The sequence below is a fragment of the Streptomyces sp. NPDC030820 genome, assembly GCF_055572075.1.
Window position 1 is genome coordinate 256,766 of record NZ_JBVIEB010000007.1, and the last position, 21,817, is coordinate 278,582.

The window sequence follows — 21,817 nt, forward strand, 5'->3', positions numbered from 1 at the left end:
TACGATCCGTCCGTCAATCGTCGGCCGCCTCCCGACCGGCGCTCGTTCACCTCCGTAGGAGCCCATGCATCCCGACCGAGAACCGTCCTGGACCCCGCCTGCCGACGCCAAGGAACAGCCCCGGCAGGTGCGCCGCATCCTGAAGCTCTTCCGTCCCTACCGCGGGCGGCTCGCGATCGTCGGCCTGCTGGTCGGCGCCTCCTCGCTGGTCTCGGTGGCCACGCCGTTCCTGCTCAAGGAGACCCTGGACGTCGCGATCCCCCGGGGCCGCACCGGCCTGCTCAGCCTGCTCGCACTCGGCATGATCCTCAGTGCCGTCCTCTCCAGCGTCTTCGGTGTGCTCCAGACGCTGATCTCGACCACCGTCGGCCAGCGGGTCATGCACGACCTGCGCACCGCCGTCTACGGCCGGCTGCAGCGGATGTCGCTCGCCTTCTTCACGCGCACGCGTACCGGCGAGGTGCAGTCCCGGATCGCCAACGACATCGGGGGCATGCAGGCCACCGTCACCTCGACGGCCACCTCCCTGGTCTCCAACGCCACCAGCGTGGTCGCCACGGTCGTCGCGATGGTCGCCCTCGACTGGCGGCTCACGATCGTCTCGCTGCTCCTGCTCCCGGTGTTCGTCTGGATCAGCCGCCGCGTCGGCAACGAACGCAAGAAGATCACCACACAGCGGCAGAAGCAGATGGCCGCGATGGCGGCCACCGTCACCGAGTCGCTCTCGGTCAGCGGCATCCTGCTCGGCCGTACCATGGGCCGCTCCGACTCGCTCACCGCGTCCTTCGCCGAGGAGTCCGAGCGCCTGGTCGACCTGGAAGTCAAGTCGAACATGGCCGGGCGCTGGCGCATGGCCGTGATCACGATCGTCATGGCCGCGATGCCGGCCGTCATCTACTGGACGGCAGGCCTGGCCCTGCAGTTCGGCGGCCCCAAGGTCTCGCTCGGCACCATCGTCGCCTTCGTCTCGCTCCAGCAGGGACTGTTCCGGCCGGCCGTGAGCCTGCTCGCCACCGGTGTCCAGATCCAGACCTCCCTCGCGCTCTTCCAGCGCATCTTCGAGTATCTGGACCTGCCCATCGACATCACCGAGCGCGAGCGGCCCGTCCATCTCGACCAGGTCAAGGGCGAAGTCCGCTTCGAGGACGTCGAGTTCCGCTACGACAACGACGACAGGACCCGCCCCGTCCTCCACGGCGTCGACGTCACCGTGCCGACGGGCGGCAGCCTCGCGGTCGTCGGCCCCACCGGCGCCGGCAAGTCCACGCTCGGCTATCTCGTGCCCCGCCTCTACGACGTCAGCGGCGGCCGCGTCACCATCGACGGCGTCGACGTCCGGGACCTCGACTTCGACACCCTCGCCCGCGCGGTCGGCGTCGTCTCGCAGGAGACCTACCTCTTCCACGCCTCGGTCGCCGAGAACCTCCGCTTTGCCAAGCCGGACGCCACGGACGAGGAACTGCGGGCGGCGGCCAGGGCGGCGCAGATACACGACCACATAGCCGCGCTGCCCGACGGTTACGACACGGTCGTCGGCGAACGCGGCCATCGCTTCTCCGGCGGTGAGAAGCAGCGCCTCGCGATCGCCCGCACCATTCTGCGCGATCCGCCGGTCCTCATCCTCGACGAGGCGACCAGCGCGCTCGACACCCGTACGGAGGCCGCCGTCCAGGAGGCGATCGACGCCCTGTCGGCCGACCGGACCACGATCACCATCGCCCACCGGCTGTCCACGATCCGGGGCGCCGACCAGATCGTGGTCCTCGACTCCGGACGGGTCGCCGAACGCGGCAGCCACGAGGAACTGCTGGAACTCGACGGGCGGTACGCCGCACTGGTTCGCCGGGACGCGCAACTGGAACCGACGAGCTGAACGCGGCAGAGACCGATGCGCTGACGCTGCGGCCGACAGACTGAACATATGCCGGGTTTACGGAGATATGCGTATTACCGTTCCCGCATGCAGACGAACAATCCGCCGCGGAGCACGATTCGACTGACAGGCCGGGGCAAAATCGCCCTCGTCGTGGCCGGCACCGTCGTGGCCGGTACCGCCGTGGCGGTGCCGCTGCTGACGCTGAACAGCGGGCCCGAACAGCCACCGCCCGCCGCGCTGGTCGTCCCTGAAGGCTGGCGTGCGAGCCAGGTGTACGACGCGATCGACAAGGCCCTTCAGTTGCCGCCCGGAAGCACGCGCAAGTCCGTCGGGAAGGCCGGTCTGAAGCTGCCGGGCGACGCCGCGGGCAACCCGGAAGGCTATCTCTTCCCAGCGACCTATCCCGTCGAGAAGGGAGCGACCCCCGAATCCCTGCTGCGCTTCATGGTCGACACCGCCGACAGCAAGTTCAACGCGGCGCCCATCGCGGCCGGAGCGCAGCGCAACGCGATGAACGTCTACCAGACCGTCACCGTCGCCAGCATCGTCCAGGCCGAGGCCGCGACCAAGGCGGACATGGGCAAGGTCGCCCGCGTCGTCTTCAACCGGCTGGAGCGCGGGATGCCGCTGCAGATGGACTCGACGATCAACTACGCGCTGAACCGCAGCGCCCTCCGCACCGGCCGGGACGACACCCGTATCGAGAGCCCCTACAACTCCTACCAGCGCATGGGCCTGCCGCCCACGCCGATCGACAACCCCGGTGAGGACGCGATGCGCGCCGCGCTCAACCCGACGCCGGGCAACTGGCTGTACTTCGTCACGGTCAAGCCCGGGGACACCCGCTTCACCTCCGACTACGCGACACACATGCGCAACGTGGCGGACTTCAACTCCCTCCACCAGGGCAGGGCTCCGGAACCGAGCCCGAGTCCGGCCTCCGCGCGGCCCTCGGTCCGCTGAGCCGGCGGGACGTCACGCGGCGACCGGCTGGTCCTCGGCCAGCAGTCGCCTGATGTCCCGGACGGCCGAGCGACCCGCCCGGTTCGCGCCGATGGTGCTGGCCGACGGGCCGTAGCCGACGAGATGGACGCGCGGATCGGCCACCGCCCGGGTGCCCTCGACCCGGATACCGCCGCCCGGTTCGCGCAGCCGCAGCGGACGGAGATGGTCCAGCGCGGCGCGGAACCCGGTCGCCCAGAGGATCACATCGGCGGTGATGTGCCGTCCGTCGTCCCATGCCACGCCGTCCGGGGTGATCCGGTCGAACATCGGCTGCCGGTCCAGGACGCCGTCCGCGAGCCCTTGCCGGATGGCGTCGTTGAGGGGCAGCCCGGTGACCGAGACCACGCTGCGCGGGGGCAGCCCCTGGCGCACCCGCTCCTCCACCAGCGCGACGGCCGAGCGGCCCGCCTCCTGGTCGAAGGGTCCCTCGCGGAACACCGGAGGTCGCCGGGTGACCCAGGTGGTCGCGGCCGCGTACGGGGCCAGCTCCAGCAGGTGCTGGGTGCCCGAGGCGCCACCGCCCACGACCACGACCCGCTTGCCGGCGAACTCCTCGGGTCCGGCGTACTGCGCGGTGTGCAACTGCCGCCCGCGGAAGGTCTCCTGACCGGGATAGCGCGGCCAGAACGGCCGGTCCCAGGTGCCGGTCGCATTGATCAGAGCACGCGTCGACCAGGTGCCGTCCGAGGTCTCCACGAGCAGCCGCCCTCCGCCGCCCTCCCGTACCGCCCGTACGTCGACGGGCCGTCGCACGCGCAGGTCGAAGGTGCGCTCATACCGGTCGAAGTACTCACCGATCACCTCCGCCGAGGGCCGCATGGGATCGGCGTCCGTCAGCTCCATGCCGGGCAGTGCGTGCATCCCGTGCACCTTGCCGTACGTCAGCGAGGGCCACCGGAACTGCCAGGCGCCGCCCGGGGCGGGGGAGTGATCGAGGACGACGAAGTCGCGGTCCGGCTCGAAACCGGTGCGCCGCAGATGATAGGCGCTGGACAGCCCGGCCTGACCAGCGCCGATGACGACCACCGCGACCTCACGCAATTCGTTCACGCTTCTACCAACCGGCCTCCGGGCGCGGATCTTCCCGGGAGCCGGCTGTAGGTCGTGATTCATGGCACCGGAGCCAGATCTTGACCAGGCGGGCCAAGACCGTCTTCAACGGCATGCGGCGCAGTTCCGCCCGGCCACCGCCCGGAACTCCGACGCCATCACCTCCACCGTGGACGCCTTGGCCCGTGGGTAACTGGTGGTCGTCGGCGCGGACACCGCACCGATGTGCATCGCCGCGGCCCAACGGGGCCAGGTAGTCCTTGATGACGGCGGCCTTGTGTCTCGTCGTGTGGACCCGCCGTCTCAGGACGTCCTCGTGCCACAGGGTGCGCAACCCGGCGTATGGGCCAGGATGGGGGCATGCCAGATGCCTTCACCACCCGAATGCTGCACGTCTCCACCGGCTCCCGGGAACGCGTCGTCGACCTCACCGCCGACTGCGAGGACTTCCTGCGCGAGGCGGCGGCCGGCCGCGACGGCCTGCTCAGCATCTTCGTCCCGCACGCCACCGCCGGAATCGCCATCATCGAGACGGGCGCCGGCAGCGACGAGGACCTCCTCGCCGCCCTGCACACCCTGCTCCCCGCCGACGATCGCTGGCAGCACCGCCACGGCAGCCCCGGCCACGGCCGCGACCACGTCCTTCCGGCCATCGTCCCGCCCCACGCGACCCTCCCCGTGATCGCCGGCCGCCTGGAGCTGGGCACCTGGCAGTCGGTCTGCCTGGTCGACACCAACAGGGACAACCCGAGCCGTCAGGTGCGGCTGAGCTTCCTTGGCTGATGCATGTGACGGGACTGCAGCGGGGAGCGGGTTGGCTCCCAAGGCTCCCAGCGGTCGACGCAGCACGACCATGACCCGCTGTTGCGCGTAATGCCGAGCATCGACTGCCGCCCTCGGTGGGCGAGCAGCACCAACGCCCGACGAGCACCCCCGCACCCACCGCCCGCAACAGCTGCCGCCACTGCTCTCCACTGGCCCCTCAATCAAGATCAGCGTTGCTGCCGGGTCGGCTCCCCGTCGGCCTTGCCCTCGGCCCACAGCGAGCGCACATGCCCCAGGTGCCGGGTCATGCACTGCTCGGCGGCTTCGGTGTCCCCGGAGAGCATGAGCTCCAGCAGCTCCAGGTGTTCCTCGGCCGAGGGGATCAGTTCGCCGCGCTGGTCAAGGGCGGTCAGGCCGTACAGTCGGGATCGCTTGCGCAGCTCACCGACTGTTTCGACGAGGCGGTCGTTGCCGGCGAGCGCCAGCAGCGAGAGGTGGAAACGGCGGTCGGCCTCCAGATAGCCGATGAGGTCGTGGTCGTGCGCGGCGCGCACGATCTCCTCGGCGATCGGACGCAGTGCTTCGAGATCCGCCTTCGACGCGGTCTTCGTGATCCGGCCGACCGTGGGCACCTCGATCAGGGTGCGGATCTCGGTGTACTGGTCGAGGTCGCGCTCGTTGACCTCGGTGATTCGGAAGCCCTTGTTGCGGACGGGCTCGACCAGGCCCTCGCGGGCCAGGTCGAGCATCGCCTCGCGGACGGGGGTGGCGGAGATGCCGAAGTCCTCGGCGAGCGCGGGCGCCGAGTAGACCTCGCCGGGGCGCAGTTCACCTGAGATGAGGGCAGCGCGCAGGGCATGGGCGACCTGGTCGCGCAGCCGCTCGTGGGCCGTGACGAGGTTGCGTGCATTCAGATGCCCCATGCTGTTTCCTCCGTGCCCTCACCGGAGCGCCAGCGTACAATGTCACGTTGTTCTGCCGGGTGTCAGGGTGTACGTGCGGCTCGTGGTGTAGAAGCCCAGGGCGGCCCTGCCCTGCTCCCTCGGGCCGTGGCTGGATGCCTTCGTGCCGCCGAAGGGCAGATGGAAGTCGACACCGGTGGACGGTGCGTTGACGCGGATCATGCCGGTGCCGAGGTGGTCGAGCCCGTGCAGCACCGCGTCGAGGCCGGCCGTGTGAACCGAGGTGACCAGGCCGTAGGGGCTGGAGTTGGTGATCCGTACGGCGTGGGACAGGTCGTCCGCGGGCAGCAGGGCCGCGATGGGACCGAAGACCTCCTTCCGCAGGAGCCGGTGGTCCGGCGGGACCTTTTCCACCAGGGTGGGTGACGTGTACCAGCCGTGATCGGGGGCAGCGGGGCCGCCGACCAGCACCGGGAGGCCGTAGGAGACCCCCTCCACTTGATCGCGGGCGTGCTCACTGATGAGGGGGCCGCACACCGTGGCCGGGTCGGCGGGGTCGCCCACGGGGAGCGTGCGCAGTGCCTCGGTGAGAGCCTCGCGCATCGGGTCGAGGGCGGCGCCGACAGCGATCACGCGGCTGGTGGCGGTGCACTTCTGCCCGGCGTAACCGGCGATCGCCGAGGCGATGTGCGCGGCGGCCCGGCCGACGTCGGCGTCGGGCAGGACGATGGCCGCGTTGAGCCCGCCCATCTCGGCCTGGACCGGGATGCCCCGGGCGGTGGCGGCGCTGACGACCGCGTCGCCGACCTCGGTGGAGCCGGTGAAGGACACCACGTCGGCGGTGGAGATGACGGCCTTGCCTTCGGCGGCGCCGCCGGGGATCATCGTGAACACCCCTGAAGGCAGGGCCTTTTGGAGGATCTCGGCCAGACGCCGGGCGCACGCGGTGGCCTCGGGGGCCGGCTTCAGGACGACCGAGTTGCCCGCCGCCAGCGCCGGTGCTGCCTTCCAGCTGGGGATGGCGAAGGGGAAGTTCCAGGGTGTGATCAGCCCCGCGACGCCGTGTGGGCGGCACCGGGTCAGCAACAGCCCCTCACCATGGGCGGTTTCGTGGACGGCGCCGGTGGACTCGAAGGGGGCCTGGGCGTAGTAGCGCCAGATCGCGGCGGTGCGTGCCACCTCGGCCCGTGCTTCGGTGAGCGGCTTGCCCACTTCGCGTACGGCGAGTGCCGACAGTTCTTCGGCGAGGGCCTCGATGCTCTCGGCGACCGCGGTCAGGGCTGCCGAGCGGGCGGCCGCGCCGCCGGTGAGCCAGTCGGGCTGGGCGGCGCGGGCACGCTCCACCGCGTCGGCCGCGCCGAAGGCGCCGGGGGTCGGGATCCGCATCACGACATCGGAAGGGTCGGCCGGATTGCGGGAGACAACGGGAGAAGTCTCGGTCACAGGAGGAAGCCTCCGGGGAAGGGGTCGTCCGGATCGAGGAAGTACTGGGCGGTGCCGGTGATCCAGGCGCGACCGGTGACGGTGGGGATGACGGCCGGGACCCCGCCGACCCGGCTCTCATCGACCAGGCGGCCGGTGAACCGCGTACCGATGAACGATTCGTTGACGAGGTCGCGGTTCAGCGCGAGCTCGCCGCGGGCGTGGAGCTGGGCCATGCGGGCCGAGGTGCCGGTGCCGCACGGCGACCGGTCGAACCAGCCGGGGTGGATGGCCATGGCGTGCCGCGAGTGGTGTGCGTCGGACCCCGGCGCGGCGAGGTAGACGTGTTTGACGCCGCTGATCTCCGGGTGTTCGGGGTGGACGGGGCGGTCCGGCGAGGCGTTGATCGCGCCCATGACGGCGAGGCCGGCGGCGAGAAGGTCGTCCTTGCGGGCCCGGTCGAAGGGCAGCCCGAGTGCGTCGAGTTCGACGAAGGCGTAGAAGTTCCCGCCGAACGCGAGGTCGTACGTCACCGTGCCGTACCCGGGGACCTCGGCCTTGCGACCCAGGCCCACGCAGAACGCGGGCACGTTGGTGAGCGTGACCGCCTTCGCCCGGCCGTCCTCGACGTGTACATCGACGGAGACCAGCCCGGCCGGGGTGTCCAGCCGCACCGTGGTGACCGGCTCGACGACCGGTACCATCCCGGTCTCGACCAGGACGGTGGCCACCCCGATGGTGCCGTGCCCGCACATCGGCAGCAGGCCGGAGACCTCGATGAACAGGACCCCGAAGTCGGCGTCGGGGCGGGTCGGGGGTTGCAGGATCGCGCCGCTCATGGCGGCGTGGCCGCGCGGTTCGTACATCAGGAACGTCCGGATGTGGTCCAGGTGCTCGATGAAGTGGAGCCTGCGCTCGGCCATGGTGGCGCCGGGGATCATCCCGACGCCGCCGGTGATGACACGCGTCGGCATGCCCTCGGTGTGCGAGTCGACGGCATGGAAGACGTGACGGGTACGCACCGGCGTCCCTCCTTTCGCGGATCGGTATGGAGGACGGGTCTCGGGTCCGGTCAGGAGCCGGTCACCGATGGCCCTCGGCGATGGCTTTCTCGGTGGCCGCGCGCACCCCGGCCTCGATCTCGCCGGTGAGCGGGGAACGCGGCGGACGGGTGGGACCGCCGTGCCTGCCGACGATGTCCATGGAGAGCTTGATCGACTGCACGAACTCCGTCTTCGAGTCCCAGCGCAGCAGCGGGTGCAACGACCGGTAAAGGGGCAGCGCCGTCTCCAGGTCCCCGGCGACGGCGGCGTGGTAGAGCCGGGCGCAGCTGGCGGGGAAGGCGTTCGGGTAGCCCGCGATCCAGCCGACGGCGCCGGCGATCGCCAGCTCCAGCAGGACGTCGTCCGCCCCGATCAGGAGATCGAGTTCGGGGGCGAGTTCGGCGATCTCGTACGCCCTGCGCACATCGCCGGTGAACTCCTTGACCGCGACCACGCTGCCGTCGCCGTGCAGCCGGGCGAGCAGCGCCGGGCTGAGGTCCACCTTGGTGTCGATCGGGTTGTTGTACGCCACGACAGGCAGCCCTGCCTCGGCGACCTGGGCGTAGTGGGCGCGTACGGCGTACTCGTCGGCGCGGTAGGCGTTCGGAGGCAGCAGCAGCACGGACCCACAGCCCGCTTCGGCCGCCTGCTCGGCCCAGCGGCGAGCCTCAGCACTGCCGTAGGCGGCGACCCCGGGCATGACCCGGGCGCCGTCCCCGGCGGCTTCGACGGCCGTGCGCACGACGCGGGCGCGCTCCTCGGCGGTGAGGGTCTGGTACTCGCCGAGCGAGCCGTTGGGGACCACGCCGTCACAGCCGTTCGCGATCAGCCGGCGGACGTGCTCGGCATAGGCGTCGTAGTCGACGGAGAGGTCCGGCCGCAGCGGGAGGGCGGTGGCGACCATGATGCCGCGCCAGGGGCGATCGGGGTTCCAGGAACTGGAGGTCACGTCGGTTGATCCTTTAGTAGAGTGTGACATTTTACTTGTTCGGCCGCTCAGTCCATGATGTGTGACGAGCGGAGTCATGTGGATTCAGTCGTCGGGCTCGTCGAGCGAGGCGAGTGCGCCGAGCGGCACCGGGACGGCAAGCGGCCGGCGCTCGACGGACGGCGGCACCGTGCCGTCGTCGCCGCGTGCCGCGAGGCAGGCCACGGCGGTCCCGCACACGCGGCCCTGACACCAGCCCATGCCCGCTCGGGTGAGGAGCTTCGCCGTACGGGCGTCGCGGGCACCGAAGTCGGTGACCGCCTCCCGGATGCGGCCGGCGGTCACCTCCTCGCATCGGCACACGTCCGTGTCGTCCGTCAGCCACTCGCTCCAGCCGGGGCCGGGAGTGTGCGCGGCTGCCATGGCGTCGGCGAAGGCACGCATCCGGTCACGGCGACGGCGCAGGGCGCGGACTCGTCCGTGCTCGGTGAGGAACGGTTTGCCGTGCAGCCGGGCGGCGACCGCGATGCCGGCCAACTCTCCCTCCGTACCGGCCAGTTGCGCACCGCCGATGCCGCCGGTCTCGCCCGCTGCCCAGATGCCGGGGACCGAGGTCTGCTGCAGGTCGTCCAGCACAAGGGCCGTGGTGGCGTCGGGTGTTCGCCGGGTCGCGCAGCCGAGGCTCGTGGCCAGATCGATCTGCGGGACCAGCCCGTGTCCCACGGCCAGCGCGTCGCACGCGATGCGTCGCCCCGTTCCCGGAACCGGTCGCCACCGCGGATCGACGCGGGCGACGGTCACGGCCTCCACCCGGTCGGTGCCGTGCACCTCGGTGACCGCGCTGCGGGTACGCAACCGCACGCGGTGACGCAGCAAGGCCGAAGCGTGTACCGCGGCCTCGGCGAGCTTGCGTGGATTGACGGCGAGGACATGCGGGTGACGGGCATACCCGAGATAGCCGGACGCCTCCACGACGGCGGGAACACGCGCCCCGGCCGCGGTCAGCGAGGAGGCCACGGCGAGCAGCAGCGGCCCGCTGCCCGCGACGATGATCCGTCTCCCCGGCAGCACCAGCCCGGACTTGAGCATCGCCTGGGCGCCCCCGGCACCCACCACCCCGGGCACCGTCCAGCCGGGAAAGGGCAGGTGCCGCTCGTACGCACCGGTCGCCAGCAGGAGCGCGCGAGCCCGCACCCGTACCGGGCGCTCATCCCCACCGTCGGCGCCCGTGACGGCGTGCACCGCCCACTGCTCCCCGCTCTCCCGCACCACGCTCCACACGTGATGCCCGAGGAACTGCCCTACGTCGCTCTTCTCCAGACGTCGACGCAGGCCGTCGAAGGCGGCCCAGTCGTGATGCAGGGCCTGCGGCCGTACGGCGCCGAGGGCCGGGGCCGGGTGTCGGTAGAACTGGCCGCCGAGCTGTCCCGCGGCATCCAACAGGGCGACGGACAAGCCCCGTTCCGATGCGGCGACGGCACCGGCGATTCCGGCGTGGCCTGCGCCGATCACGGCCAGGTCGTACGGTTCAGACGCCGAGTCCGGCATGGCCGTGTCCCTCCTGGGTCGTGATCGCGTCACCGGGACGCGCGGGCAGCAGGCAGGCTCTTCTGTTGGGCTCGCCGTTGACGGTGGCCAGGCAGTCGTAGCACTGCCCGATGCCGCAGAAGGCACCGCGTGGGCGGCCGGTGTTCCGCGTGGTGCGCCAGGCGAGAATTCCGGCCCCCCACAAGGCGGCGGCGATGGACTGCCCGGGCAGCGCGGTGACGGTGCGGCCGTCGACGGTGATCTCGAACGGCGTGCCGGGGCGTGCCCCGACCAGTTCACGGGGGGTACGGGCCACTTCGGCCTCCTCTCGAAGAGTCGAAGAGCGGACGGGTCAGGAGACGGATGTGAAGCGGCCGGGGCTGAACGGGCCAACGTCCACACCAGGTTGCTTCCCGGTCAGGAGCTGGGCGATGAGCAGTCCGGTGGCCGGGGCCAGTCCGATGCCGGCGCCTTCGTGGCCGCAGGCGTGCAGCAGTCCTGGCATGCGGGGATCGGGGCCGATCGCCGGCAGGTGGTCGGGGAGATAGGGGCGGAAGCCGGCGTAGGTCCGTATCGCCCGTACCCCGGCCAGCACGGGGAACAGGGTGGTGGCCTGGGCGGCGAGGCGGCGCAGCACTTCGACCGACAGGGTGCGGTCGAAGCCCACCCGTTCCCGGCTGGCGCCGATCAGCACGGGACCCGCCGGGGTTCCTTCCACCACGGCTGAGGTCTGTAGGGCGGCCGACCCGCTTGCCACGTCGGCGACGTAGTCCGCCGCGTACACCTTGTGACGCACCATGCGCGGCAGGGGTTCGGTGACCAGGACGAAGCCGCGGCGGGGCAGGACGGGCAGGTCGAGACCAGCACGTCGGGCAAGTTCGCCGCCCCATGCGCCGGCCGCGTTCACCACCCGCGGGGCGTGGAGGGTGCCGGTAGCCGTCCGCACGCCGGTCACCTCGCCGTCCGCCTCGGTGAGGAGGTGTGTGACCTCCTCACCGAGGCGGATCCGGGCACCTGAGGCGCGAAGCAGGTGAGCCGCGGCGAGGGCGGGCTGGACCTGGGCGTCCTGGGGATAGTGGAAGCCGCCCGCCAGTGTGGGGGCGAGGTGCGGCTCCAGGTCGCCGAGCCGGTCGCACGGGATCTCCTCCGCCATGACTCCGGCCTTGTGCTGTCCTGCCGCGAAGTCCCGCAGGGCCTCCATCCCTGCCGCGTCGGACGCGACGACCAAGCCGCCCTTGGTCTCGTACTCGATCTGCGGCGGAAGGGATGCCGTCAGCTCCTGCCACAGCCGCGCGGACAGCAGGGCGAGTTCAAGTTCCGGCCCGGGTTCCTTGTCGGAGACCAGGAGGTTTCCCTCTCCTGCGCCGGTGGTTCCGCCGGCGACGGCGCCGCGGTCGATCACGGTGACCGAAAGACCGGCGCGGGCGGCGTAGTAGGCGCAGGCTGCACCGACCATTCCCGCTCCGACGACGATGACGTCCGAGGAATCTCTCGTAGGCACGGGCAGTAATATTTCACATTGCACTGCGGCTGCCAAGGCCTTGAGCGGGGTGTCCCTATCGGTGTCAGGTCATGTGTGACATTTCATATGGGACTGGGGTCCCGACCCCTGCCGGAAAGCGCGTGCCGCTCCTTACCATCCGCGCCATGGATCTGGAGGTGCGGCATTTGCGAGTGATCTGCGCGATCGCGGAGGCCGGAAGTCTGACCCGTGCCGCCGCGACGCTGCGCATGACCCAGCCCGGGCTCAGCGCCCAGTTGCGGCGCATCGAGGCCATGTTGGGCGGGCCGATCTTCGACCGCGGGCAGACGGGTGCCGAACCCACCGCGCTGGGTGAGCTGGTGCTCACCCGGGCGCGGGCCATCCTGCCGGGCATCGACGGCCTGCTGGCCGACACCGCCCGCGCCGCCCGCTGCGGAAGCGCCCCCGGCCGCGTCCGCCTGGGAGCGGTGGGCGGGCCGCTGCTCGCCGATCTCGTCCTGGCCACAAGCGAATTGGTCCCTGGCTCGGACGTGACGACCCGATGCCAGTACTCCCCGTCGCCGCTGCTCGACGACCTCGCGGCAGGACGCCTGGAAGCGGCGGTCCTCGGAGACAACCCCGGCCACGAGCTCCCGCCCCGCGAGGGAGTAGTCCTGCGCCCGGTCGTCACCGAGCCGGTCTTCGCCCTGCTCCCGTCCACCCACCCGCTGGTCGTCCGTGATGAGGTGAGCCTGAAGGAACTCATCGCGGATGACTGGGCCATGCCCCACCCGGACAGCGATCGCACGCGGGAGTACTGGGCGTCCGTCTTCTCCCGGACGGGCCGTCAGCCGTGCACGCCCTACGAGGCGGAAGGCCGGCAACTGATCGACCTCGTACGGACGGGCCTGGCGGTCAGCCTGTGTCAGGCGACCTTCATCGAGGTGCCCGGCGTCGCCGTGCGGCCGCTCGCCGGCAATCCGCTCTGGTACCGCCACGTGCTCGCCTGGCGCCATGACGGGCCGCTGGCCGCACACGGCGACGAGATCGTCCGGAGGGTCGCCGAGGGATATCTCGCCACCTGTGCCGGCACTCCGGCCTACGCACGATGGTGCGGGCGCCATCCGGAGCTGCTGCGCCTGCCCGAGTGAATCACCGCGCGGCAGGTGACGTGCCGAAATGATCGGCACTGTGAGCTGGACGCGAGCCTGATGGACTCCCGTGTCGTCCAGGGACATCCACCGTGAGGGGGGCGGAAGCGGACCTTCCCGGTCATGGCCCTGCTCCGGTGTGCGCCGCGCGGTCTCGGCTGCCCGAGGCGTACATCTACCCGGACAACTGGGCGACCGCGTCGCCCACCGTGGACGCTCTGCGCCGGACCTGTGCCTGGGCGAGGAGCAACAGCCTGGTCGCCGCGGCCGAACCCTTCGAGAGCGCCCGCCTGTTGTGGCACCGCATCGGCCGCCGCACGACGTCGCCCGTGCCATGGAACGGCATCCGCGCACCCTGCCCCCCGGCCCGTCCCTACGAGGCGGCGGTACGCGCTGCGCGAACTGGGCCCCGACCGGCGCGCGCTCCCCGGCCGCCTCGGCTACGGCGACCAGCTCTCCCCCTGGGCAGGAGGTTCGACAAGCTCGGCGTCACCAGGGAGGGCGTCCGTGACGGGCTTGCCCGCAAGGCGTTGTGACCGCCGGGGAATCACTGCTTGGTCATCGTGATCCGATCGTGAAGAGGACCGCTGCCATCCACGTCGATCCGGACGCCGGCGTCGGGGTCGGTGAAGGACTGCCCGCTGTGGAAGGCCGCCATGTCCAGGGCCTGGCAGCCCGAGGGCGGGGTGGCGTCGGCGTTGCCGTTCACGACCTGGACCGGGCCGTAGCCGGTCTGGGTGGAGGAGTCCACCTTGTAGATGAGCACGCCGGTGGAACAGGCGTTGCTGTCCGCGTCGACGGCCCTGCGGGACTCCGCGACGTAGGCGGTGGTCTCGCCGGTACGGATCACCGCGATCTTCGTTCCGCCGGGGCTTTCGACGGCCTTGAGGAGGGCGGTGCGGCTTCCGGTCGAGGGGAGACAGGCGACCTGGCTGTCGTCGATCCAGCCGAACTTCCACCGCTCCCAGCCGAGGTGCTGCGGGGCGGCGCCGGCGATATTGCCCATGAGGTCCCAGCCGCGGACGAAGCGGTGGTAGTCGGTGCCGGTGAACGCGTAGAGGTCGGGCAGGCCGAAGGTGTGGCTGGTCTCGTGGTCGGCGACCTTGAAGCCCCAGTGCCACATGTCCTGCCCGAAGGTCACGGCCCACTTGATGCGCGTGCCGTCGGCGGTGACGCCCGCGGCGGTGGGGTCGTACAGGTACGTCGGTGAGAAGCTGATCGCGGAGGCTGACCTGGCCGGGACGATGTAGACCATGGCGTACTGGGAGAAGTCGACGTACGGATCTGCCGCAGCCACCGCCTGCCGGACGTACGTCTCGTGTTGCTCGAAGGTGATCCCGCGTTGGAAGCCGTAGCTGGTGGAGTCCTGCGGCATCCGAATCCAACGGGCCAGCGGGGTGATGTCCAGCCGGGTCCGGCCGTAGGAGTCCCTCCTCATCCAGTCGCCGGCCGGGGCCAGTTCCCGGTAGTAGTCGGACGTGGAACCGGAAGCCTGAGCGTCGGGGAAGTCGACGAACAGCATGAGCACGTGCTTGGTGCCGAGAGGTCGCTGGAACTGGGTGTAGTCGGTGGCGTGGCCCTCGTCCGTCCAGCCGGTCCTGCCGGGGAGAGCACAGTCGGTGGCGGGAGCGGTGCTGTGCGCCGGCGCCGCGGTCGCGGTCGGGGCGGCGGCGGTGAGCGACAGGAACGCCGTCGCTGCGGCGCCCGCGGCAAGGGCTCTGAGGCTTTTGATGGATCCGGACATGTCTCCTCTACTCTCCTTCGGGTTGGGGGGGAAGGACGTCAAGCAGGTGGGTGCGGGGGAGGACGTCAGGCCCGGTCGACGGCCATGTCCATCAGCCGGGACAGCACGCCTTCGCCGGACGCGGTCACCCCGTCGTGCTCCCACTCGTTGGTGACCCAGGCGCGCAGCGCGCCGACCGAGCACGCGGTTGCCAGGGACAGCTCTGCGGGTACGTACATGTCGTCGTGGTAGATCGCGGCGGCCACCGGCACCTGGTTGGCCGCCAGCCGCGACGGTGCGTACAGCGCGGGCCAGTCGGCTCGCTCGGCCAGCAGCCGGACCGCATCGCGGAACGGCCGTAGCCCGGCGATCTCCTCGAACATCCAGGGATAGAACATCTCGCCTGTGAACAGCAGCGGGTCGGCGTCCTCACCGAACTCCGGGCGATCGGTGAGCGCCCGGGCGGCGGCCCAGTCGGTGGGCTTGCCGCCCTGCGCGAAGATGGATTCCTGCAGAACGGCGAAAAGGGGGTTGTCGACGAACCCCGTCAGGTTCATCACCTGCTGCAGGAAGGTCGCCGAGAGGTCGCCGTCGGTACCGACGGCTTCGTCCAGCAGCCAGTGCAGGCGCTCGGCTCCGTCCCCCATGCCCAGCATCAGGCCGAGGGTGCGCAGTCGCCGCACGGTGAGACGGTCGCCGTCGGGCAGGTGGACCGTGCGGCGGTCGAGGAGGTCGGCGATCCGCCGGACCAGCTCCCGGTCGCCGGGGTAACGGGCGTAGAAGGCGGTCACCTTCTCCCTGACCTCGGGATAGGTGGCCGTGTAGACGTCGTCGGCGGTGGCGTACAGGCCGGGGAGGCCGCCGGTGATGTAGCAGGCACGCAGTCCTTCGGGGGCCTGGGAGAGGTAGGTGAGGGTGAGGAAGCCCCCATAGCTCTGGCCGAGCGTCTCCCATGGCTCGTCGCCACACAGCTGGTGCCGGATCAGCTCCGCGTCGGCGACGATCGAGTCCGCGCGGAAGAAGGCGAGATGGGCCGCCAGTTCCCGGGCATCGGAGAACTGTCCGGCCGACCGGGCCGTGACCGGGGTGCTGCGGCCCGTGCCGCGCTGGTCCAGCAGGAGCACCCGGTGGGTCCTCAGGGCACGGGCGAGCCAGCCGGTGGTGGCGTTCAGGGGCCGCGGCGACTTCCCGCCCGGTCCGCCCTGCAGGTACAACAGCCAGGGCAGACGCTCTCCGGCGCGGGCCGGGTCGGACACTTCCCGGGCGAAAACCTGGATCGAGCGTCCCGCAGGGTCGGCGTGGTCGAGCGGCACGGTGAAGGTGCGGTCGGTGACGGCGAGGCCGGGCAGGCGGTAGCTGCGGCTCATGAGGTCCTTTCCTCGGCAGACGACTCGGAAAGCGGCACGGACATCTGCTCGGTCAGCGGCTCGGGGTAGTGGCAGGCGATTTCGTGGCCCGGGGCGATCGGGCTGAGCGCGGGCCGTTCGGTGGCGCAGCGGTCGGCCGCCCTCGGGCAACGGGTGCGGAACGGACAGCCGCTGGGCGGGGTGAGCGGACTGGGCAGGTCGCCGCGGAGCACGAGCCGTTCCCGGGCCCGTTCGGCGTCCGGATCGGGCAGTGGTACGGCGGAGAGCAGGGCGTGGGTGTACGGGTGCGCGGCGCTGCCGTAGAGCGTGTCCCGGTCGGCCGTCTCCACGACCGTGCCCAGGTACATCACGGCGACGCGCGTGCTGATCTGACGCACCGCGCCGAGGTCGTGCGCGATGAACACGTAGGCGAGTCCGTACTCCTGCTGCAGGTCCTTGAGCAGGTTGAGGATCTGCGCCTGGACCGACACGTCGAGCGCCGAGACGGGCTCGTCGCACACCACCAGTTTCGGCCGCAGTGCCAGCGCCCGGGCGATGCCGATGCGCTGCGCCTGGCCGCCGGAGAACTCGTGGGGATAGCGGGCGGCGTGTTCCGGCCGCAGGCCCACCCGCACCAGCAGATCCTCCACCGGCTCGTCGGGAGTCAGCCCTTGATAGCGGTACGGGGCCGTCAGGATCTGCCGGACGGTCTGGCGGGGGTTCAGCGAGGAGAACGGGTCCTGGAAGATCATCTGCAGGTCGCGGCGCACGGGCCGCGGCAACGGCTCGTCCATCGTGGTGAGTTCGCGTCCGGCCATGCTGATCGTTCCTGAGGTGGGTTCGATGAGCCGGGTCAACAGCCGGGCGACGGTGGACTTGCCGCAGCCGGACTCGCCGACCAGACCCAGCGTTTCCCCCGCGTCCACTCGCAGTGACACCCCGTCGACCGCCCTGACGTGTCCGGCGAGCCGCCGGGTCAGGCCGTGCCGTACGGGGAACCGCTTGACCAGGTCGCGTGCTTCGAGCAGGGGCGCGTTCACGCGGTCACCTCCGGCGTCGACAGAGTGGGCAGGCGATCGGGCAGTGGCCCGTCGAGGCGGGGTACGCAGGCGAGCAGGCCTTTGGTGTAGGTGTCGCGCGGGCGGTAGAACACCTCGCGGACCGGGCCTCGTTCGACCGCGCGGCCGCCGTACATCACGACGACCTCCTCGGCCAGGCCGGCGACCACGCCCATGTCATGGGTGATGAGCATGATCGCGGTGCCGGACTGCTCCCGTAGTTCCCGCAGCAGTTCCAGGATCTGGGCCTGTACGGTCACGTCGAGCGCGGTGGTCGGTTCGTCGGCGATGAGCAGGTCGGGCTCCAGGCACAGGGCCATCGCGATCATCACGCGCTGACGCATGCCGCCGGAGAACTCGTGCGGGTAGGCGCGGGCGCGCCGTTCGGGCTCGGGGATGCCGACCCGGTCCAGCATCCGTACCGCGACCCGGTGTCCCTCGCGGCGCCCGGCCCGGCGGTGTGCACGGTAGGCCTCGGCGATCTGGAAGCCCACCGGGTAGTAGGGGTTCAGGCAGGACAGCGGGTCCTGGAAGATCATCGCGATCCGGTCACCACGCAGCCGGCGCAGCGCCCGCCCGCTCAGACCGGTCAACTGCTGTCCGTCGAAGCGGACTTCACCCGTGACGCGGGCATCGGGCAGCAGACCCATGATGGCCAGGCTTGTCACGGACTTGCCGCTGCCGGACTCGCCCACCACGCCGAGCACCGACCCGGCGGCCACGTCCAGTTCGAGTCCGTCGACGGCGCGCGCGCCGCTCGCGAAGTCCACGGTCAGGTCTCGTACGGTCAGCAGGGTCATCCCACGGCCCTCACTCTCGGGTCAAGGAGCGCGTAGACCAGGTCCACCGCAACGTTGGCGATCACGACGAACGCCGCGGCGAACAACGTCACGCCGAGGATCACCGGCTGGTCGGCGCTGTTGATCGCGTCGGCCGCGAGCTTTCCCACGCCGGGCAGGCCGAAGACCGACTCGGTGATGAGGGCGCCGCCGAGCAGCGCACCGAGGTCCATGCCGAAGATCGTCACGATGGGCATCAGCGCCGGCCGCAGCGCGTGCCGGCGCAGCACGGTCGGCTCGGGCAGACCCTTGGCGCGGGCGGTGCGGACGTAGTTCTGGCCCAGGCTGTCGAGCATCTCACCGCGGGTGATCCGGGCGTAGATGCCGGCGTAGAGCATGGCCAGCGTGATCCACGGCATGACCATGGACTGAGCCCACCCGACCGGGTCCGCGGTGAGCGGGATCGCCTGCGGATAGGGCAACAGGCCCAGCTTGACGACGAGCAGGTACTGCAGCACCAGGGCGGTGAAGTACACCGGCAGCGAGACGCCGCCGAGTGCGGCCGTCATCGCCGCCCGGTCCCACAGGCTGCCGCGGCGCAGCGCGGAGATCACCCCGGCCGTGACGCCGACCAGCAGCCACAGCACCGCCGCGCCGAGGGCGATGGAGACGCTGACCGGCAGGCGGTCGGTGAGCATCAGCCACACGGGCTGGTCGGTCTGGAAGCTGAATCCCAGGCACGGAGCGGGACAGTGCACGGCCTGCGCACCTGTGCCGTACGTACGACCGGCCACGATGCCGACGAGGTAGTCACGGAACTGCACGACCACCGAGTGGTTCAGGCCGAGCGTGGTGCGGATCTCGGCAATGCGCTCCGGGCTGCACGCCTTGCCGCAGGCGCCCTGGGCCGGGTCGGCGGGCATCAGATAGAAGATGGCGAAGGTGGCCGCGCAGATCACCAGCAGGATCAGCGCCGTCGCGGCCAGTCTGCGCAGGACATAGAGGATCATCGGCGTCGGCTCCGGGGATCGAGTGCGTCCCGTACCGCGTCGCCCAGCACGTTGAAGGCGAGCACGGTCGCGAACAGGAAGCCGCCTGGGATGAGGAAGTAGACGGGGTCGGCGGCGTACCACGGCACCGCGGCGGCGATCATCTGACCCCACGAGGGGGTCGGCGGGCGCACCCCGACGCCGAGGAAGGACAGGCCCGCCTCGGTGGCGACGTAACTGGGGATCGACATGGTCGCCACCACGAGGACCGGCCCACTCAGGTTGGGCAGCACCTCCCGCACCAGCAGTGCGCGCCTGGAGGCACCCAGCACGCGGGCCGAGGCCACGAACTCGCCGCGGGCCAGCACCATCGCCTGCCCGCGCACGATCCGCCCGACGTACGGCCAGCCGAAGAAGCCGAGCACGACGACCAGCAGCAGCTGCCGGTTCACGCCCGGCGCCGCGGAGATCAGCGCGATCATGAAGATGAGGGCGGGAAAGGACATGAGCAGGTCCATCAGCCTGCCGACGACGGTGTCGGTCCAGCCGCTGAAGAACCCGGCGGCCAGTCCGAGCGCCGTTCCGAGCGCCACCGACACGGCGGTGGCGAGCAGGGCGATCAGCAGCGAGACCCGGGCGCCGTAGACGACACGGGCGAGAATGTCCCGGCCGCTGCCGGGCTCGACGCCCAGCCAGTGCTGGGCGCTGATACCGCCTCCGGTGCCCCGCGGCAGCCCGCCGAGCGCGGGATCCACCGCGTCGGAGTGGAACTCGGTCGGGGATGAGCCGGCGGCCCAGGCGATCAGCGGGGCCGCGAGGGCGATGAGCACCAGGAGCACGACCACCGCCAGCGCCACCGTGGCGGAACGCTGGGCCAGCAGCCGGCGCAGCAGGGACGTCTCGTCCGGGCCGAGGCGAGGTGGCGTGTCCGACGACGGCACGGGGGCGGGGAGGGTGGCGGTCACTTGCGCAGCCCCAGGGAGACCAGGTCCAGGCGGCCGACGTAGGCGATGTGCCCGTAGGCGCCCGTGACATGGGGGCCGACCAGGACCGCCGCCTTGTCCCACAGGAACGGCACGACCGGAGCGTCACGCATGATCTGCTGGGCGAGTGAGCCGTAGGCGGTCGCGGCGGCCGCCGGGTCCTTCATCCGGGCGATCGCGTCGATACGGGCGTTGACCTCGGCGGAGTCGTACTGGGCGTGGTTGTTGTTGCCCTCGGGGGTGATCAGCCGGCCGTCGAAAACGAGGGGCAGGTAGGTGGAGGCGCCGGGCCAGTCGGGTGTCCAGCCGTCGATCACCAGGTCGTGCTCCTGGGCGGTGTTGCCCACGGTGCTGTAGAACACCGACGAGCTGATCGCGTTGATCTTCACCTTGATCCCGGCCTTGGCCAGGGATGCCTGCACGGCCTCGCCCTGCGCCTGTCCGCCGGCGGTGGCCGGGGTGTCGAGCGTGAGGCTGAGGCCCGAGGCGTGGCCTGCCTGGGCGAGCAGCGCCTTGGCCTTGGCCGGATCGCCCTTGCCGTCCGGGCTGGGGAAGGGATCGTCGGTAACGGCACCGGGCAGGGACGGCGGCAGCAGGGTGGTGGCCAGTTGGCCGGCGATCGGTCCGCCCCGGGCGGTGCGCAGGGCGTCCTTGTCCAGCGCGTAGGCGATCGCCTGCCGCACCCGGACGTCGTCGAGCGGCTTGTGCCGGGTGTTGATGCTCAGGTACCGCGTGTTGATCGACTCACCGGTGACCAGTCGCTTGCGCACTGCGGGGTTGGCCATCACCGGCCCGACCGAGGCCGGGCCGACCGGCTCGAAGGCGACGGCGTCCGCGTCCTGCCCCTGGGCGGCGATGAGCCGCTGGTCGACGACGGCCGGGTCGAGGTTGAGATCGATCACGATCTTGTCCGGCAGCCCCTTGCGCACGGTGTCGGTGACAGGGCTCCAGTGGGTGTTGCGGAGCAGTGTGAGCTGCTTCTTGGGTGCGAAGTCCCCGATCTTGTAGGGGCCGGAGGAGAAGGGCCTGCTGTCGTAGCGGACCCCGGTGTCCTTGTCCTGCGGAACCGGGGCGAAGATCGGCAGCGACACCGCGGAACCGAAGTCGGCCACCGGCCGGTTGAGCTTGAAGACGATCGTCCGGTCGTCCGGGGTCTCGATCGAGGCGAGCCCTTGCTTGTCCTTGTAGGGGCCCTTGTAACTCCGCCCCCCTGCAAGCCACATGCGTGCGTACGGCGGCCCTTCTGGGAGTTCCGCGGCGAAGCTCCGCTCGACCCCGTACTTGATGTCCCGGCTGGCGATGGGCCGGCCGTCCTCGAACTTCACCCCTGCCTTGAGCGTGAAGGTCCAGGTGCGGGCCCCGTCGCTCGGGCGGCCGGTGTCCGTTGCCAGGTCTGGCACGATCTTTCCCCCGGCCGGCCCTGGTGCCGCCACGTACGTCGTCAGCGTCCGGTAGATGAGGCGGCCCACGTCCTCGGAGGACGTGACGTAGTTGCGGGCGGGGTCGAGGTGCTCCAGGTCGAGGCTGGAAAGCACGTGAAGCGTGCCCCCCTTGCTCGCTGACGCGCCCTGCCCGTCGCCGCCGTCGGCTCCCCCGCAGCCGGCGACGGTGACGAGTCCGAGGGCGGCAGCCATGACCATCCCGGAACGTCGTGCTCTCACGGTGACTCCTATGTGATGTGACATTTCACTGCGGCCGTGCGCCAAGGGTGTACGTGACCAGGCCCACACGGCCAGCTCCCGGATTCCCAGAACATCGGGTTATGGACGCTGCTCCCGGGGGCATGAAGCGCTGCCGATACGTGCCGA

General features: G+C 70.9%; 19 protein-coding genes. 4 read left to right on the forward strand and 15 right to left on the reverse strand.

From position 1 onward, the window contains the following. Positions 1–64: 64 nt before the first annotated feature. Positions 65–1,873, forward strand: a complete 1,809-nt coding sequence (locus tag ACZ418_RS21235; protein ID WP_468364989.1) for an ABC transporter ATP-binding protein — start codon at positions 65–67, stop codon at positions 1,871–1,873. Between the two features lie 87 nt (positions 1,874–1,960). Next, positions 1,961–2,839: an endolytic transglycosylase MltG gene (mltG, locus tag ACZ418_RS21240; protein ID WP_468364992.1), complete on the forward strand. Its 879-nt coding sequence runs from the start codon at positions 1,961–1,963 to the stop codon at positions 2,837–2,839. 12 nt (positions 2,840–2,851) lie between these two features. On the opposite strand, the gene ACZ418_RS21245 is transcribed toward mltG, so the two are convergent. After that, entirely contained in the window at positions 2,852–3,931 is a 1,080-nt protein-coding gene (locus ACZ418_RS21245; protein WP_468364995.1) for an NAD(P)-binding domain-containing protein, read from the reverse strand. A gap of 360 nt (positions 3,932–4,291) precedes the next feature. Here ACZ418_RS21245 and ACZ418_RS21250 point away from each other — a divergent pair, with 360 nt between their 5' ends. Next, the gene (locus ACZ418_RS21250) at positions 4,292–4,714 is read left to right on the forward strand and encodes a secondary thiamine-phosphate synthase enzyme YjbQ (protein ID WP_468364998.1); all 423 of its coding nucleotides are present in this window, start codon (positions 4,292–4,294) and stop codon (positions 4,712–4,714) included. Positions 4,715–4,923: 209 nt separating this feature from the next. Here ACZ418_RS21250 and ACZ418_RS21255 read toward each other — a convergent pair whose 3' ends face one another. From ACZ418_RS21255 to ACZ418_RS21285, 7 genes are all read right to left on the reverse strand, one after another. Further along, the gene (locus ACZ418_RS21255) at positions 4,924–5,619 is read right to left on the reverse strand and encodes a GntR family transcriptional regulator (RefSeq protein ID WP_468365001.1); all 696 of its coding nucleotides are present in this window, start codon (positions 5,617–5,619) and stop codon (positions 4,924–4,926) included. 42 nt (positions 5,620–5,661) lie between these two features. Then, entirely contained in the window at positions 5,662–6,984 is a 1,323-nt protein-coding gene (locus ACZ418_RS21260; RefSeq protein WP_468365485.1) for an aldehyde dehydrogenase family protein, read from the reverse strand. A gap of 53 nt (positions 6,985–7,037) precedes the next feature. Further along, positions 7,038–8,042 carry a proline racemase family protein gene (locus ACZ418_RS21265; RefSeq protein ID WP_468365004.1) on the reverse strand — a complete coding sequence of 335 codons (1,005 nt, stop codon included), beginning with the start codon at positions 8,040–8,042 and terminating at the stop codon, positions 7,038–7,040. Positions 8,043–8,103: 61 nt separating this feature from the next. Then, a complete protein-coding gene (locus ACZ418_RS21270) occupies positions 8,104–8,967 on the reverse strand; it encodes a dihydrodipicolinate synthase family protein (RefSeq protein WP_468365488.1) in 864 nt (287 codons plus the stop codon). A 129-nt stretch (positions 8,968–9,096) separates the two neighbouring features. Next, complete coding sequence (locus tag ACZ418_RS21275) at positions 9,097–10,539, reverse strand: FAD/NAD(P)-dependent oxidoreductase (protein WP_468365006.1); 1,443 nt, start codon at positions 10,537–10,539, stop codon at positions 9,097–9,099. After that, positions 10,520–10,834 carry a (2Fe-2S)-binding protein gene (locus tag ACZ418_RS21280; protein ID WP_468365008.1) on the reverse strand — a complete coding sequence of 105 codons (315 nt, stop codon included), beginning with the start codon at positions 10,832–10,834 and terminating at the stop codon, positions 10,520–10,522. Before ACZ418_RS21280 ends, ACZ418_RS21275 begins: the two co-directional genes overlap by 20 nt. A gap of 36 nt (positions 10,835–10,870) precedes the next feature. Beyond that, positions 10,871–12,019 (reverse strand): NAD(P)/FAD-dependent oxidoreductase, encoded by a 1,149-nt coding sequence (locus tag ACZ418_RS21285; protein WP_468365010.1) that lies wholly within the window; start codon positions 12,017–12,019, stop codon positions 10,871–10,873. Positions 12,020–12,165: 146 nt separating this feature from the next. On the opposite strand from ACZ418_RS21285, the gene ACZ418_RS21290 reads away from it, so the two are divergent. After that, entirely contained in the window at positions 12,166–13,131 is a 966-nt protein-coding gene (locus ACZ418_RS21290; protein WP_468365012.1) for a LysR family transcriptional regulator, read from the forward strand. A gap of 547 nt (positions 13,132–13,678) precedes the next feature. On the opposite strand, the gene ACZ418_RS21295 is transcribed toward ACZ418_RS21290, so the two are convergent. The 7 genes from ACZ418_RS21295 to ACZ418_RS21325 all read right to left on the reverse strand — a co-directional run bounded on the left by ACZ418_RS21295 (position 13,679) and on the right by ACZ418_RS21325 (position 21,670). Further along, complete coding sequence (locus ACZ418_RS21295; protein ID WP_468365014.1) at positions 13,679–14,875, reverse strand: M6 family metalloprotease domain-containing protein; 1,197 nt, start codon at positions 14,873–14,875, stop codon at positions 13,679–13,681. Between the two features lie 65 nt (positions 14,876–14,940). After that, the gene (locus ACZ418_RS21300; RefSeq protein WP_468365017.1) at positions 14,941–16,221 is read right to left on the reverse strand and encodes an alpha/beta fold hydrolase; all 1,281 of its coding nucleotides are present in this window, start codon (positions 16,219–16,221) and stop codon (positions 14,941–14,943) included. Further along, entirely contained in the window at positions 16,218–17,240 is a 1,023-nt protein-coding gene (locus ACZ418_RS21305) for an ABC transporter ATP-binding protein (RefSeq protein WP_468365019.1), read from the reverse strand. Before ACZ418_RS21305 ends, ACZ418_RS21300 begins: the two co-directional genes overlap by 4 nt. Further along, complete coding sequence (locus tag ACZ418_RS21310; RefSeq protein ID WP_468365022.1) at positions 17,237–18,058, reverse strand: ABC transporter ATP-binding protein; 822 nt, start codon at positions 18,056–18,058, stop codon at positions 17,237–17,239. Before ACZ418_RS21310 ends, ACZ418_RS21305 begins: the two co-directional genes overlap by 4 nt. Then, positions 18,055–19,047, reverse strand: a complete 993-nt coding sequence (locus ACZ418_RS21315; protein WP_468365024.1) for an ABC transporter permease — start codon at positions 19,045–19,047, stop codon at positions 18,055–18,057. The genes ACZ418_RS21310 and ACZ418_RS21315 overlap by 4 nt, the downstream gene beginning before the upstream one ends. Further along, entirely contained in the window at positions 19,044–19,991 is a 948-nt protein-coding gene (locus tag ACZ418_RS21320; protein WP_468365027.1) for an ABC transporter permease, read from the reverse strand. Before ACZ418_RS21320 ends, ACZ418_RS21315 begins: the two co-directional genes overlap by 4 nt. Beyond that, positions 19,988–21,670: an ABC transporter substrate-binding protein gene (locus ACZ418_RS21325; RefSeq protein WP_468365029.1), complete on the reverse strand. Its 1,683-nt coding sequence runs from the start codon at positions 21,668–21,670 to the stop codon at positions 19,988–19,990. The genes ACZ418_RS21320 and ACZ418_RS21325 overlap by 4 nt, the downstream gene beginning before the upstream one ends. Positions 21,671–21,817: the final 147 nt, after the last annotated feature.

Coding starts and splice junctions, on each gene's coding strand:
- ACZ418_RS21235 (WP_468364989.1), top strand. CDS start 65: ATGCATCCCGACCGAGAACCGTCCTGGACCCCGCCTGCCGACGCCAAG.
- mltG (WP_468364992.1), top strand. CDS start 1,961: ATGCAGACGAACAATCCGCCGCGGAGCACGATTCGACTGACAGGCCGG.
- ACZ418_RS21250 (WP_468364998.1), top strand. CDS start 4,292: ATGCCAGATGCCTTCACCACCCGAATGCTGCACGTCTCCACCGGCTCC.
- ACZ418_RS21255 (WP_468365001.1), bottom strand. CDS start 5,619: ATGGGGCATCTGAATGCACGCAACCTCGTCACGGCCCACGAGCGGCTG.
- ACZ418_RS21260 (WP_468365485.1), bottom strand. CDS start 6,984: ATGCGGATCCCGACCCCCGGCGCCTTCGGCGCGGCCGACGCGGTGGAG.
- ACZ418_RS21270 (WP_468365488.1), bottom strand. CDS start 8,967: ATGGTCGCCACCGCCCTCCCGCTGCGGCCGGACCTCTCCGTCGACTAC.
- ACZ418_RS21275 (WP_468365006.1), bottom strand. CDS start 10,539: ATGCCGGACTCGGCGTCTGAACCGTACGACCTGGCCGTGATCGGCGCA.
- ACZ418_RS21290 (WP_468365012.1), top strand. CDS start 12,166: ATGGATCTGGAGGTGCGGCATTTGCGAGTGATCTGCGCGATCGCGGAG.
- ACZ418_RS21295 (WP_468365014.1), bottom strand. CDS start 14,875: ATGTCCGGATCCATCAAAAGCCTCAGAGCCCTTGCCGCGGGCGCCGCA.
- ACZ418_RS21300 (WP_468365017.1), bottom strand. CDS start 16,221: ATGAGCCGCAGCTACCGCCTGCCCGGCCTCGCCGTCACCGACCGCACC.
- ACZ418_RS21310 (WP_468365022.1), bottom strand. CDS start 18,058: ATGACCCTGCTGACCGTACGAGACCTGACCGTGGACTTCGCGAGCGGC.
- ACZ418_RS21315 (WP_468365024.1), bottom strand. CDS start 19,047: ATGATCCTCTATGTCCTGCGCAGACTGGCCGCGACGGCGCTGATCCTG.